This is a genomic window from Geomonas diazotrophica, assembly GCF_018919385.1.
GTDB classification, from domain to species: Bacteria; Desulfobacterota; Desulfuromonadia; order Geobacterales; family Geobacteraceae; genus Geomonas; species Geomonas diazotrophica.
The window spans coordinates 88,063-101,469 of sequence record NZ_JAHLMF010000012.1 but is presented as its reverse complement, the minus strand read 5'-3'; the positions used below and the strand labels follow the sequence as shown (position 1 = coordinate 101,469).

At 57.0% G+C, this 13,407-nt stretch carries 10 protein-coding genes; all 10 read right to left on the bottom strand.

Annotation, left to right across the window (positions count from 1 at the left end; translation table 11 throughout):
• Positions 1–13: 13 nt before the first annotated feature.
• The 10 genes from KOM00_RS14440 to KOM00_RS14395 all read right to left on the bottom strand — a co-directional run bounded on the left by KOM00_RS14440 (position 14) and on the right by KOM00_RS14395 (position 13,209).
• Positions 14–328 (bottom strand): hypothetical protein, encoded by a 315-nt coding sequence (locus KOM00_RS14440; protein ID WP_216499635.1) that lies wholly within the window; start codon positions 326–328, stop codon positions 14–16.
• A gap of 24 nt (positions 329–352) precedes the next feature.
• Entirely contained in the window at positions 353–1,255 is a 903-nt protein-coding gene (locus KOM00_RS14435; protein ID WP_216499634.1) for an NHL repeat-containing protein, read from the bottom strand.
• A gap of 4 nt (positions 1,256–1,259) precedes the next feature.
• Positions 1,260–2,354, bottom strand: coding sequence for a cytochrome c3 family protein (locus tag KOM00_RS14430; RefSeq protein WP_328758583.1), 1,095 nt, complete (start codon positions 2,352–2,354; stop codon positions 1,260–1,262).
• Positions 2,355–2,552: 198 nt separating this feature from the next.
• The gene (locus KOM00_RS14425; protein WP_236026972.1) at positions 2,553–4,421 is read right to left on the bottom strand and encodes a cytochrome c3 family protein; all 1,869 of its coding nucleotides are present in this window, start codon (positions 4,419–4,421) and stop codon (positions 2,553–2,555) included.
• Positions 4,422–4,570: 149 nt separating this feature from the next.
• Positions 4,571–6,394: a peptidylprolyl isomerase gene (locus KOM00_RS14420; RefSeq protein WP_216499631.1), complete on the bottom strand. Its 1,824-nt coding sequence runs from the start codon at positions 6,392–6,394 to the stop codon at positions 4,571–4,573.
• 120 nt (positions 6,395–6,514) lie between these two features.
• Positions 6,515–7,486: a hypothetical protein gene (locus KOM00_RS14415; protein WP_216499630.1), complete on the bottom strand. Its 972-nt coding sequence runs from the start codon at positions 7,484–7,486 to the stop codon at positions 6,515–6,517.
• A 124-nt stretch (positions 7,487–7,610) separates the two neighbouring features.
• Entirely contained in the window at positions 7,611–8,195 is a 585-nt protein-coding gene (locus tag KOM00_RS14410; RefSeq protein ID WP_216499629.1) for a GNA1162 family protein, read from the bottom strand.
• A gap of 22 nt (positions 8,196–8,217) precedes the next feature.
• Positions 8,218–10,464: a hypothetical protein gene (locus KOM00_RS14405; protein WP_216499628.1), complete on the bottom strand. Its 2,247-nt coding sequence runs from the start codon at positions 10,462–10,464 to the stop codon at positions 8,218–8,220.
• Positions 10,465–10,476: 12 nt separating this feature from the next.
• Entirely contained in the window at positions 10,477–11,778 is a 1,302-nt protein-coding gene (locus KOM00_RS14400; protein WP_216499627.1) for a YncE family protein, read from the bottom strand.
• 117 nt (positions 11,779–11,895) lie between these two features.
• Positions 11,896–13,209: a cytochrome C gene (locus tag KOM00_RS14395; protein ID WP_328758581.1), complete on the bottom strand. Its 1,314-nt coding sequence runs from the start codon at positions 13,207–13,209 to the stop codon at positions 11,896–11,898.
• Positions 13,210–13,407: the final 198 nt, after the last annotated feature.

The window sequence follows — 13,407 nt, the reverse complement described above, 5'->3', positions numbered from 1 at the left end:
TAGCTGAACATACTTATTGTTTAATGAACTTGTCATCTTCGAGAAGAATGACCTTTTTGCTTTCGAATTTGCCCGTTACCACCTTCGAGACAGGATGTGGAAACTTGAAAGAAATAGCAGTCTTGTCCTTAACTTCCCAGGTAAAAGGGATGCTTATCGCTTGCGGGGCTCCTTCAGGCAGACTCATGACACCAGTTTTATCCGCCTTGAAGGTAAGGCTGCCCGTGGCACCTACCCATTTTCCGGGAAGATTGTCCTCCGGTTTTGAACAAGACACCAGGAAGACCAAGGTGCAAAGAGTCAGTGTCAAGAGCGCTAATCGTTTCACGAAACCTCCGTTTGGCAAAGAAGCCTATTTTGCATTCTCAAAAATTTGAACACGCGAATTGCCCCGGTCCGCAATGAACACTTCGCCGTTTTTGGTGAAACATACCTGGGCAGGGTAGTAAAGCTGACCGGTGCGCCATCCAAGGGCGAGCTGGCGACCAAGAAAACTGCCGTCCGGGCCGATGGTAATGATGGCCCCCCCGTCCTGGTCGACGAGGTATATATCTCCGCTTCTGCTGCTGGCAGTGATGTAGTTCGCGAAGTTCATGAAGTCGTGCAGGTCCTTGGTCAAAGGCGCAAAGGCAGCGTCCTTGCGTGATACGTACAGAACCGATTTGACGGCATCAAGAAGAATAACATCTCCGGCGATGGTGATCGCAAGGTCAGAGATCAGCCCGTATTCTTTAGGAAACGCGATTTGGCTGAGCACTTTACCGGTGCTGTCTACCTTCAGCACCCGCTCGCCCAAAATGTCGAGCAGGAACAGGTTGTTTGCACTGTCGACCTTGAAGCTCCTGATCACATACTTGGCAGGACCGGTAACTCCGACCGGCTCGACAAAACCAGCGAAGCTGCCGTCCGAGTTTAATCTGCCCACCTTGTGGAGTTTGCCGTCAAGAACGAAAACATCACCCTTCGGGCCGTATTGCACCCGAACCGGCGCGCCGATCTGGTCAACCTTGAGGACCGCCCCCCCCTTCAGGTTTTTTTCCTGGAAGGTGTAGCGGAGCAGACGGGAGTTCCCCGTGTCAGCGACAATCACGTCACCCTGGTCGTTGCATGCGACCCCCTCTGGCGTTTTTACCGCCCCGTCCTTCTCATCGGTGCTGATGGAACCCAGGTACCGCAGCTTTAAACTATCGGCGGCGCCGGCGGCTGCCGGAACGACGAGAACAAGGGCTAGCGCAAGATGTACAAGATATCGCATGGTCCTACCTCCGGAATTTTTCATGGCACTGGACGCAAAGGTCTGTCACCGTTTTAAACGGAAGCATTCCTTTGAACTCGGTACCGTGCGAGCGGTGGCAACTCAGACAGTCAAGGTTGCGATTCTTGTTCCTGGGATCCTTGAACTTATCGCCAATAGGGTGGGTCGAATGCTTCATCCAGTCATGGCAGGTACCACATCCGTCCACGACCGACTCCTGCTTCATCAACAGCGGTGCATTGGAGGCATGCGGGTCGTGACAGGCGGCACACTCACCCACCTTCACTGGCTCGTGCTTGGTCACCGACATTTCCTGCCTCTTGATCGTATCGGCATGGCACTTGCCGCACAGCTGAATCGGGGACTCCCTCAGCAGCCCCTTCTCCTTGCCGGCGTGGGGATTGTGACAGCTCAGGCACGCCTGCTTGGTAAGCAGGGGCGAGTGGATCCTGTTTTTCCCGAACGCGGTGTTGTACATCTCGTTGTGACACCCCTTGCACAGTTCAGCCCCTTCGCGCTTGGTCTTCAAGGCGTTAGGAGACGTGGCTTCCTCGTGGCACTGGTTACACATCATGGCGGAAACCGGCTTATGAACGTTGTTGTAGAGAATCCCCTTCCTGTCTGAACCGTGGGGGTCATGGCAGTAGACGCAGTTGGAGTTGGCCACAGGGTAGTTCATGTGCTTCTTGACGAAAATGGGCTGATCGGTTTTGTGGCAACCGGCACAAAGCGCCGTGATTCTCTCCTTCAGGAGCGAAGCCTCTTTTGCTGAGCCGTGCGGGGCATGGCAGATGAGGCAATCCTTTTTGACAGGCGCGTGCTGGACCTTTGCCTTGGCGATACGCCCGCTAAGTGACTTGTGGCAATCCAGGCAGAGCTCGTTGCCTGGCTTCAGCAGGTTATTTTTGACCATTGAAGAATGCGGGTCGTGGCACTTCAGGCACTCTCCGTCAGCGACCACCTTGTGGACGCTTTTGGCGTCTTTTGGAGTGACGCTTGGGTGACACGTCGAACAGATCTTTTTCGGTTCCGCGCTCAACAGCTTTTTGAAGTCGGAGGTGTGGGGGTTGTGGCACCCCGTGCAGTCACCTTTTTTCACGGGCGTGTGCACGTTTGGCTTTTTCAATTTCTCTTCGAAACCAGGATGGCAATCCTGGCACAGTTTGCCGAAGGCGCCGGGCTTCAACCTGTATTTAGCAGTATTGTCCTGGGCCTGAGCCGCTGTACTCACCAACAGCAAGCCCAGAGCGCAAAACAGACCAAGCATTTTATAACGCTTTAACATTAGATAGCTCCTCTACTGTTTTATATGACAGTCATCACAGGTTCTACCCGCGAACGGCGGATGCACCACACTCTTGAAGAACTTGGGGTCCTTTGACCCGTGGGGGTCGTGACAGGTCATACAATCCATGTCCGACGCCTTGATGCCAAGGTGCGCCTTGATGAAGCCGGGCTTCCCGGGCTCATGGCACTCGGCGCACATCGTCTGCAACGGCTCGACGATCAGCTTTTTCTCCTTGGAAAGATGCGGCAGATGGCACGTGGAGCAGTCCTTCTGCGCCGGAGAATGCGGCTTTTCCGTGTTGACTTTCGTTTTGACCGCCTTGTGGCAGTTGAAACAAAGGTCGGGGCTTTGCGCGAGCAACAGCTTGTTCAGTTTCGCCTTGTGCGGGCTGTGGCACTTGGTGCAGTCGCCATCGGCATAAGGTGCGTGGGTAGACTTTGCGTCCTTGGCATTTTTGTTAAGGTCGCTGTGGCAGGTTGCGCAGAGCACCGCTTCGTTCTTGGTCACCATGCCACGTATATTGCTGGCGTGCGCGTCATGGCAGGAAAGGCATTCACCTTCAGCGAAGGGAACGTGGTTGGTTCCGGGATTCACCGGCTTCATCAGTTCGCTGTGGCACTTGACGCAAAGTTTCGACCCCTGGGCGGAGAGCAGTTTTTTGTTGTCCGAGCTGTGAGCCTTGTGGCAAGCACCACAGGTGGCGTCGAGAACCGGTTTGTGCGTGTAGTTCTTCTTGAAATTCGACTCCGCATCACTGTGGCAACCGAAGCAGACGTTGTCCATCCTGTCCTTCAACATGTCCGGGAAGTTGGAGCCGTGCGGATCGTGGCAGGAGACACACTCGCCTCCGGCGAAGGGAGGATGGACTTCCTTGCTCTTCATCGCGTCCTTTACTTTGGCGTGGCACGAGTAGCAGAGGTCGGCCCCTTCAGTGATAAGAAGCTTTTTCTTGGTAGAGGCATGGGCCTTGTGGCAGGAAAGACAGCCCTTCCCTTGGCTTACGGCGGCATGCTTGCTGGTCATGGGGCCCGACAACTGCTTGTGGCAGGTTAGGCAGAGCTTGTTTCCTTCCTGTACCAGCAGCTTGGAGGCCTGTGCCGCATGCGGATCATGGCACATGAGACAGTTCCCGTCTTTGAACGGGAGGTGCTCCACCATGCCTCCGCCAGTGAGGGCGGCCATATCGTGGCACTGCTTGCACAACTCAGCTTTTTTCGCTGTCACCTCAAAAGGCTTGGGCGAGGAAGCAGGCGAATGGCAGCCGTCGCAGCCGCCGCCGGAGATGGGCGGGTGCGCACTCACCTTCAGCAGTTTGGCCTGCTCGGCGGAGTGAGGATCATGGCACATGGTGCACTTCTTCTGCTCTACCGCGTAGTTCCCGTGCGCCTTTTTGAACGCGCTCCCCCCCTTGTCATGGCAGCCAAGGCAGAGCGCTGGTTCCTCGCTGGTCAAGAGGTTGGCATACACGGAACTGTGCGCGACATGGCAGGCACGACACCCCTTCTCCAGGAGAGGCTTGTGAACCACCTTCTTCTCGAAAGCCGCTTTCTTGTGGCACTGGTAACACGCCTCGTTGCCGGCACCCTTCAGGAAGAACTTGGCGTCGCTCCCGTGGGGGTTGTGGCAGGTCGTGCACTTGCCGGTCTTGATCGGTGTGTGGACCTTTGGCTTGTCCAGCCCGATCTTGTCAGGTGCATGGCAGCCGGTGCACAGGGCGTTCCCGTCCTTTTTCAGGATAAGCTGGGGAACGATGCCATGACGGAGGTGACAGTCCTCACACTTTTTGTCCTTGACCATCGAGTGGCTGTACTTGACGGAAGCGTACTTGTCCTCGAATTTTTTGTGACAGTCTGAGCACTCCTTTTTCGCGAATTTCATCGCGGCCTCAGCACTACCAACGCAACTCAAACAGATAACCGCTAACAGCGCTACCAAAAGATAAATCGGTCGCCTGTTGTTCCTCGTCATTGCCATGACCATACTGTCCCCTTCGCTACGTTTTTTAGCTGATAAAAAAACCCTGAATGCTATTTCTGGTCGAGATAAATTTTAACGGGATATGCTTCGCGCAGCTTCGCGAACCATTTCTCGATCTGCTGGTTGAGGTGCTCGTACGAGATCTTTTCACCGATGGCATTCTTCACCAGTTCAAAATCCTGGGCTGCCGGGGGCGTAAATTCTTTAACGTAGATCACATAGACATACCCTTCGGGGCTCTCGTAGAGCTTGTAATCATCCTTGCGCGCACCGGTCAAGACCTTTTGCATCGGCTCCGGCAAACCAGGAACCGCCAGCATCTGGTCTTCGAATACCAACAGCCCCCGCGTCTCCTTGGGCACCTGACCTTCGGCATTGGATTTCATCCAGCCGAAGTCGACCCCGCTGCGCAGTTTGTCTGCAGCGCTCTGGGCGAGTTGCTTGTTGGTGAAAGCGATCCCGTCCAGGAGAATCATCGCGGGCGTCTGGTAGTCAGCCAGGTGGGCCTGGTAGTAATCCTTGGCATCTTTGAGGGTAATGGAAACCTCAGGTTTCACCGCCTTTTCCACGAAGGTGGTAAAAAGGACCTTATCCTGGTAAGCCTGGATCCGCTTCAGGTATTCCTCCGACTTGTCGAGCCCCTTGTCCAGCGAAACCCGGCGGAAAAGGCGCACCGACTCGAGCTCGTCCAAGGCCAGAAGCTTTTCGCGGTTGAGCTTTTTTTCCTTGATGGCGTTCTCAATGCCGTGGAAAAACTTCATCTGCAGGGTCTCGGCGAGGTCCGCGACGGTGATCGGCTTTTCCCCCTTTATGGTCATCACCACCCGCTTGTCCTTGAGGTAGTGGTCAAAGCCGGGTTTCGCTGCGTCGAAATCAAGGCTCTTTATGAGCTTCGTGTTTTCCTTCGCGTACTGCTTCAGCAACTCGGCTTTATACCCCTTCAGGCTTTCGAGCCTCTGTTGGGCGAGCACCTTGTTCTTTGCGATCTCTTTCTTTTCAGGGCTGTCCACGTAGCGGACGTCTTCGACCTTGATGACCAGGTAGCCGTTGGTGATTTCGATGACCGGGGTCAGGGTGCCGGGCTTGGCATCGACGAGCGCTTCGCTGATAACCGGCCCGACCGCTTCGTTGGTGGCGAACAATTCCTCGTTGCGGCCAACCGGTTCGGCCTTTGCTTCATTGAATGCCTTTTCTCTGAGGTCCTCGAACTTCTTGCCGGCCTTCACGTCCTGCAGGAATTTTTTAGCATCCGCTTCCTTCTTGAAGAGAGCGGTCTTCATCTTCATTTCCTTGATGGCCTGACGGTATTCCTTCTCCACCCGCTTCTCGTCGGGCTTTATGTCCTTGACCCGGTCCTGGAACAGCACCTGGCGCAGTTGCTGCTCCGCGTACTTGTCCAGGTCTTCCTTCACCTCGGGCAGCTTATCCAATTCCATGCTTTTGGCTTCCTGGACCACGAGTCGTATGTTAATCAGGCGCTGCAGGGGTTCCATGAAGATCTTCTTGGAGGAGACCACATGCTCGTCCTTGACCTTCTCGTGCACTGCCATAAGTGCCTGCTGCAGGTCTCCGACGGTGATTTTGTCCTCGCCGACCACCGCGAGCGGCGTGTCGAAGAAATGGGGGGAATAGAGCGGGACGTTCAAACGCAAGGTCGTATCATCGACCTTGACGAACTCGCTGGCGACGGCTTTATCCTGTGAGGCTACGCCTTCCTTCGCTCCGACCGGGTTCGCCGGCTGCTGTCCGCCTGCAGCCTGGACGGGGGGGACGGTATTTTGCTGCCCTTCGTTGGCGGAACCGGGAACTCCCGTTAAAAGCACCACACCGGCGACGGCCGTTATGGCTCCTCTCATCAGCACCTTAGTTTTCATTGTTCCCTCTCTTCGTTAGTTCCTGAAAATTACTTTCTTGCGACGGGCGTTTCGAACAGCCGATTCTAGTGTAATAGACATTAAAGGTCAAGTATGTTACGGGGGGCCTCCGCCCCTTACTCAAGGCTTTTGAAGCACCTTGCGGACCACGGCCTCAGCCATCTTCCCGGCCATCACCGAAGCGCTCGGTTCCCAGCCGACATCATAAAAAAAGACGCCATCGGACCCACTGTTGTAGCTCTTGGATTTGAAAACGGTCCTGCGATCGTTCTTGTCTATGAGTGTGACACCGAAATCCACCTTAGGCACACCGTTCCTGCCGCGGACGTCCTGGTATTCAAAAACGGTTCCTGAAAGGAGGAAATCGGCACCAAGCACGTAGGTGAGAACATCGGCATCGCGAACTGAAACACCCTCGTGCATGATCATGCGCATCCCCAGCATGGCCTGACGAACGACTCCCGGCTCAACCGGATGCATGCCTTGGGTACGGAACAACTGGCGCACGAAGTTGATCTGGCTGATGTCACCGGCCCGCTTTAGCTGGGTTTCGTTGTAAAACGGTACGGCGGCGATGGACACCGTGGTCCCTTTAGGCGCCGGCCAGGCGTTGTACGACAGCTTCGGATCGTATTTCTTTACGCTCTGCACGGGCTGCGCCTCCCCCCCCCCGGCAAGCCAACTGGCAAGGGATGACTGCAGACGCGACAGCGCCATGTCTTCAACCACGGCGAAATCCGATATGAGGCCGAGCCCCAGGATGCCGGGCTTCTCGTCGCCGCTGATGGCAACGGAGTCCATCCAGAGGATCTCGGGGTTATCCCCGGCTGACACGAGCCGGGCATGCAGTGCAACCTTGGGCGGGTCAGCCTGGTTGTAGTACTCAAGCGCGGTAACCAGGATCGCGGAGACGTTGGCCTCCTCCTTGAAGGCCTTCCCGGTAATGGCATCGACGCCACCCAGGTAGCGTATCCGATGCTTGGTGAGGACGTCCTCCATCCGTGCATCAGTCAGGACAGGCAGATCGAGGTCCTGCAGTTTGCCGAGCCAGTGCTTGCGGATGGCGGCGGCAGGCGCAGGTCCGCCGGTCATGTTGTCCACAGGGAAAACAGCGATGGCATCAAACTGTGGGAGAGGGTGCTCACCCCCCCCTGCCGTTTCGTGCACCGTGGCGCAGGCGCACAGAGACAGCACCAACATGGCTAAACAGAGCCATCTACTGGAAAAGTTTATGGATGACATCGTTGACAGCCTTTTCCGTGATGACGTTCATCGGTTGCCCCCCCCCACCAAACAGCCTGTCAGCAATGCTGATTCCGCCTTGGGTGGTATCGGCGGACCACACGACCTTCCCCGTCTGTCCCTCGGAGAACTGCATGCTCATGGAGATGACGTTTGCGACCGCCGTGCCGGATCGCAATTCTCCATACTCCCTGACCGATCCGGTCAGCACGGCATCCGCCTTGGTCGACTTGCAGAACTTGACGATCTCGTCGGAGGTCGGGTTGGAAGGGTTCGCTATGCCGGTGCTTATGATGCCGCGCATGACCTCGCCGGGCGGCAGGATGTAAATACCGCTGCTGGCCATGAGCGCGGTCGACAGGACATCCCGCACACGATCAGGCGCCTGCGCCTCCTTGGTCAGGTTGGCAAGCGGCAGCACCGCAATGGTTTTCACCGAGCCGAAGTCCATGCTCTGGTCCTGGTAGACGCCGGCCTTCCCTGCACACCCAGACAGCGCGCCGGTCAGCCCTGCCAACAGTAAAACGAAGAAAAATCTGCGCGAGAAAATACCTGGCATGTCCGTATCCCCTGTGTCCGTATTAAAAAGATATCCGCAACTGGTTGCTCCAGGAGGTGTTCTGCGTTGTGCCCGAACTCGCTCCGGAACTGCGTTCCCTGCTGACAGCGGAGGTCAAAGTGGAACCCGGCCTGATATTCCAGGTGAGGCTGGGCGATGCGCTACGGGTGACTTCGTTGCCCGAAGAGCTTAGAGCTTCATTATAGGAAAAACTGAATTGCAGATCGCCACCCCGGAAGGGAGACCAACTCAGCGCATAGTTCGTGAAGGTGGCATTGTCACGATCGTTTTCCATCGAAAGGGAGTAGCTCCCGGATACATACAGTGTTTCAAAGGGCCTGTAGGACGCGTTTACCGTAGCGGTCCTGGTGAAGCTGTTCTTGTCCGGCAGTCCCCCACCCGTCACCCGGCCGCTTTGGTCGAGGTAAGACAGGCCCAGGGTCAGATTTTTGTTGGGCACGAGGTCAAGGCCGAAGGTAATGTTGACACCTTCGGAAACTTGGCCGTTGGCTCGCGTAGCCGTGCTGTACCCCCCCGACATGTTGACGGCGACCCCGGTGTAGAGTTGAGCCGAGTTGTTCAGGTAGACGGAATTCGCGGTCGTAGTGCTGCCGCCAATGAACTCTGCCCTGCCGCTGTAGACCAGCGAGTGGTTAAGGGTGGGCAAGGGTGTCGCCACGACGCTTACGCTATACGAGAGCGCATTGCGAATCGGGCCAGAAGCGGGTTGATCAAATTCCTCCGACACCCGGCCGGTGCCGGCCCAGACATCGTTGAAGCGCTGAAAGGCGGAAATGCCATTCATGACCAGCAAGGAGACAGAAACCCCTTGCTGGTCGACCTGCGAGTGGGACACGATCGCACCGAAATCATAGGTAACCGCAGGGAGGTCCCAGAGACGGGCACGCATGTTGAGATCGAGAACGCCGCCGGTACTGCGTGACGACGCCGAACGCCCCTGTGAGGCCTGCAGTGTTCTGAACGACACGATACTGGAGGCGACGATACTGCTTGAATTGATATCCGTGGGGAAGGCCGTCGCGGAGAGTTGCACCGGCGTTTCTACTACCTTTATATGTCTCAGATTCAACTGTTGAAACCTGATCACAAAGCCGACCTGCTCGGAGCCCGGGTCCGCCGGGTTGTGGCCAGCGTGGACTGATACAACCAGACCCGCAGGCACACTCCAGGATATGCCGTCCTCACTGGTATAGACCTGCCAGGAGAACTGGTTTTCGAGCGCTTGCAGGTTCTCAAGCTTCGGTATGGTACCGGATTGGGTCGCGCTCGTGACCGGAATGAAGAGCGTGCTGACATCGGTAGGATTGGTAAACGACATTCCGATGTTGTTCTGGGTGGTGATCGCCGGTGGCAACTGGTTTTGAGGCAGGACGAGGTTCAGGGGCTGAAAGCTCCCCAACTGTCCAAGATCTGCCGTAGGATTGACCGGGTTGGTCACCAGGGTCTGCATCTGGCCTACCTGGGAAATGTAAAGCGTCGCGCTGCTGTTCCCTTTCGCCGTAATCGTCGAAGTCTGGTTCCCTAGGTTATAGCTCACCTGGTAGGTAAGACGGCGGTCCGCAGTCTCGCCGGAGGTAGCGATTCGGGCGTTGTTGGAAAGCCCTTCACTTTGGGACTGGAGCAGCAGGTCCTGTTGCTTCGAGTAGCTGCCTCCATAATTGAGTTCGATCTTTCCCTTCGTGGTGAAATTGGTCCCCCAGGTGAAGCTATCCGTTTCGATGTTCTGCATCATGCGCTTCTCATCGTAGATGTACCGCTTGGTGAAGGTCGCATCCAACGTGGGCAGTTGGGAGGGACGCAGACCAACATTGAGGGAATACTGGTCGTAAATCTGTTTTGGTGAGGAAACACCGTTGTTTTTGGATGATTCCTCGCGCCTGCGGTACCCTACCCCTGAACTGACGAAGGGGTTTTTCAACGCTAGTTCCACGTAGGGGCTGAGGGACCAATCCTCGGATTTCGTTCTGACGCCGTCACTTTTGCCGTTTTGGGCCGAATCCTGGAAGAGACCGCCGCCGGACAGCACGAGGGAGGGGAAAATCGACCGGTCAAAGCCCAGGCTGTACCTCTGAACAAAGGCCTCGCTGCGGGCACGGGACTCATCCCCAGTCGCCACCGCATTGCGGTACAGGGAGCCGCCGTAATTGTATTCAAGAAAACCGTGTATGGAGTCCGCCTGCGCCGCTTCCGCCCCCAAAAGCATGAGCAGAACTGTTAACGTCGACGTGCAGACCTTTAGCCTCGACAACTGCACCCGTTGTTACCTCTCACCCATGATGGCCGACCAGGAAGGATCCACGCCGGTGTCGCTGATGTAGCGACTCATTTTGCTGACCAGGTTAACACTCTGGACCGCGTTACGGTCGGAAAGTACGAGCAGCAGATCGTTCTGGTCCACGTCGATAGACATGTAGGAGACCGTGCCGGCAACGGTGATGAAGTCCATGGGCAGGTAGGAAAACGGGTCGTAGATATCGACCCGGTTGTTTCCTTTCATCGACACGAACAGGCGATCGGTGGCACGGTCAACCTTCAGGCTGCTCACGCCGATACCGAGGTAGAGGCGCTTCACGACCGAAAGCGATGCAACGTCGAAGACCAGGACGTTGGGCGACCACTGGTGAAAGACGAAGAGCCGGTCCCCCTTCCTGTTGAAGTCGCCGCGAACCGGCACCGATTCCGTCGCCACGGTGGCGAGGAGCGTGCGCGCGGTGACGTCTATGACGCTGATGGTGCTGGACAGGCCGTTGAAGACGTAGGCGCGCGTCCCAGCGGGATCCAGGATGATACTGCGGGGACCGTTGCCGACTGCGAGCCGGTACGACTCGAAATTGGACAGCGGATCGACGAAACTAACCGAGTTGGTACCGGAATTGGCCACGATCAGCGTTTTGCCATCGGGGGTCAGGGCGGCTTCACAAGGGCGGTCCCCGGCGTTCAGCTTGAGGTGGTTCACCACCTCATGCGAGCGCAGATCGATCACGTCGACCCTGTCCTCACCAGAAAGTACCACGAACGCCCGGAGTCTCGCCTTGTCGAAAACCACGTTGCACGGGCCGGAGCCCGTCGCAACCACCTTGTGCACCTCGCCTGACATTTTGTCGAAGATCGTGATATTGTTCGAGCCGTAATTGGTCGTGTAGCCGACAAGATCAGTCAAGGGGGCACTGGGAAGAGATGCCGCGAACACAGGGGTGAAAGGCGCCGCAGCGGGGAGGGACTCCCTGGTCCTAAAGGTGAGGGTAAAAACCTCGGCTTTGCCGCGCTTAATCTCAAACGGGAAAGGACGGACCTCGCTCTTCGCTGCGGTCTCCACTTCATGTTCGCCTGTTTCGGAAGTGACGTAGGCGCGCTCTGCTGTGAAATAAAAACCGCTGTAGGTTCCCGGCGGGAGTTCAGCCGTTGCCAATAGCCGTTGCCGGTTCGCGGTCTCCGACTGGAAACCGGGATTCACGACCGTCAAGGGGTACTCAGCCCCGCTGTCTTTCACCGCGACCACCCGGTTGAGCGAGAACCGCAGCTTGGCTGCGTCCTGGGGATAGGGGTCTGCATACAGGTACACTTCCCCGTTGTCAGACAGCGGAGGTTTCACCTGCGAAAGGGGCACCGTACATGCCGACGCGCCAAGCGACAGTAAAACCAACAGAACTTTGAGGATCATCGCGTCACCATGGAAATACTACTGCGGCAATGTTACGTGGCATTTGTAGCAAAGTGGCTGCTGGTTAGGGGCGAAAAAGGTAGCCGGGATCTGGTAGTACGCCTGCCGAGCCTCCGCCTCGCTGCGCCCCTGGCCGTAGGGCTGGTACAACTGCCCCTCCTGGGAATATTTGCCGGCGTACTCGATTTGCGTGCTCTTGGAGTTCCACCTGACGGCCCCATCCCAACCGCTTGCATGTGCCCGGTGGCAAGAGAGGCACATGACGGCAGGTGTTCCGTCGGCGGTGTCGGGTCCCTTGGTCGGCGTAACACTGAGTATGGTGCGCAGGGTGGCGTAGTTGTTGGTCCCGATTTCAAACGGAACGAGCGACAGGTAGGCCGTGCCCGCGGTGCCGGTGAGATCGCCGGTTTTTACATAGCTGTCGTAATAGTTCACCATGTCCGGCCCCAGAACCCCACTGGAGGTCCCCGTGGCGACACCGGACGTGGGGTGCTGGAAGGAGACGGTGCCGTTGTGAATCTTGTCGGTGTGACAGTTGCGGCACCAGTCGGATATGCCGGCACCATAGGCAATCCGTGTCTGGGTGGTATCCTCGGAGCGGTTAGCAACAAGAGGCGCCAGGACAGCTGGCGGACCGTAAATGAAGGCTTGTCCGGCACCGAGGGCCTTGGTGTAGTAACCGGATCCCGCGAGCAGACGATAGGTGCCAACCGAGGCCGCCGCGTCCGGCTCCGGGCTGGTGAGGAAGGAGCCCGAGGCCTTGATGGGAGCACCGGACGTGCTGACGGACCCGTCCAGGTTCCTGCGGTACCTGCCGTGCGGATCGTGACAGCTGATGCAGGACAGGGCCTGCGAGGGGTATGATCCTCCAGGTGCGGTGATGTTGGTCATCTCCGGCTGGTAATTGAAATCCTGCGCCACAATGTTGTGCCCGTGCCGCTCCCCGAGACTCTGGTTCATGGGGGAGGTCATGTCCGCGTACCAGCTGAAGCTCTTTTTCAGCCAGGCGAAGTCACCTCCGGGCGAGAGTTGTTTAGGTGGGGTGCCGGGCGGGATCTCTCCGTCGGGAGTGCTCACATGGTAGGTGGTGGGGCCGCTGTCGCCGTTTGCCTGGTGACAGAGCAGGCAGGTCGAACCGGCGTCGCTCCCCTTGAGCAGGGACGCCCCGCCGCCTATCTGCACAACTCCATCCTTGGAGCCATGCATGGAGTGGCATCCTTCGCATTCGCCCGCGCCCCCGGAGTGGAACGCCAGAGCCCGGGGCTGCACCAGGGTCATGGTCGCCAAAGCACACATGACGGGAAAAATGGCCGAAACCCACGATGTCTTCACGAATTGTCCTCTATCGCAGGCGTGCCTTGCCATGCGCGTGTGATCAGAACGTGACTATTCCAGACCTACATCCGAGCCACCTAGTAGGGAATTACTTTTTGCCGGCACAGAATACTGCTATTACCAGGAGAAGTAAACAATATTTTACACTTAGCGATTGCTCCAATCGCAATATTCAAATGTATCAGATAGGATGAA

What these genes read in the sequence shown, in the direction of transcription:
- KOM00_RS14420 (WP_216499631.1), bottom strand. Translation starts at nt 6,394, where the DNA reads ATGAAAACTAAGGTGCTGATGAGAGGAGCCATAACGGCCGTCGCCGGT.
- KOM00_RS14415 (WP_216499630.1), bottom strand. Translation starts at nt 7,486, where the DNA reads ATGACCGGCGGACCTGCGCCTGCCGCCGCCATCCGCAAGCACTGGCTC.
- KOM00_RS14425 (WP_236026972.1), bottom strand. Translation starts at nt 4,421, where the DNA reads ATGAAATTCGCGAAAAAGGAGTGCTCAGACTGTCACAAAAAATTCGAG.
- KOM00_RS14410 (WP_216499629.1), bottom strand. Translation starts at nt 8,195, where the DNA reads ATGCCAGGTATTTTCTCGCGCAGATTTTTCTTCGTTTTACTGTTGGCA.
- KOM00_RS14435 (WP_216499634.1), bottom strand. Translation starts at nt 1,255, where the DNA reads ATGCGATATCTTGTACATCTTGCGCTAGCCCTTGTTCTCGTCGTTCCG.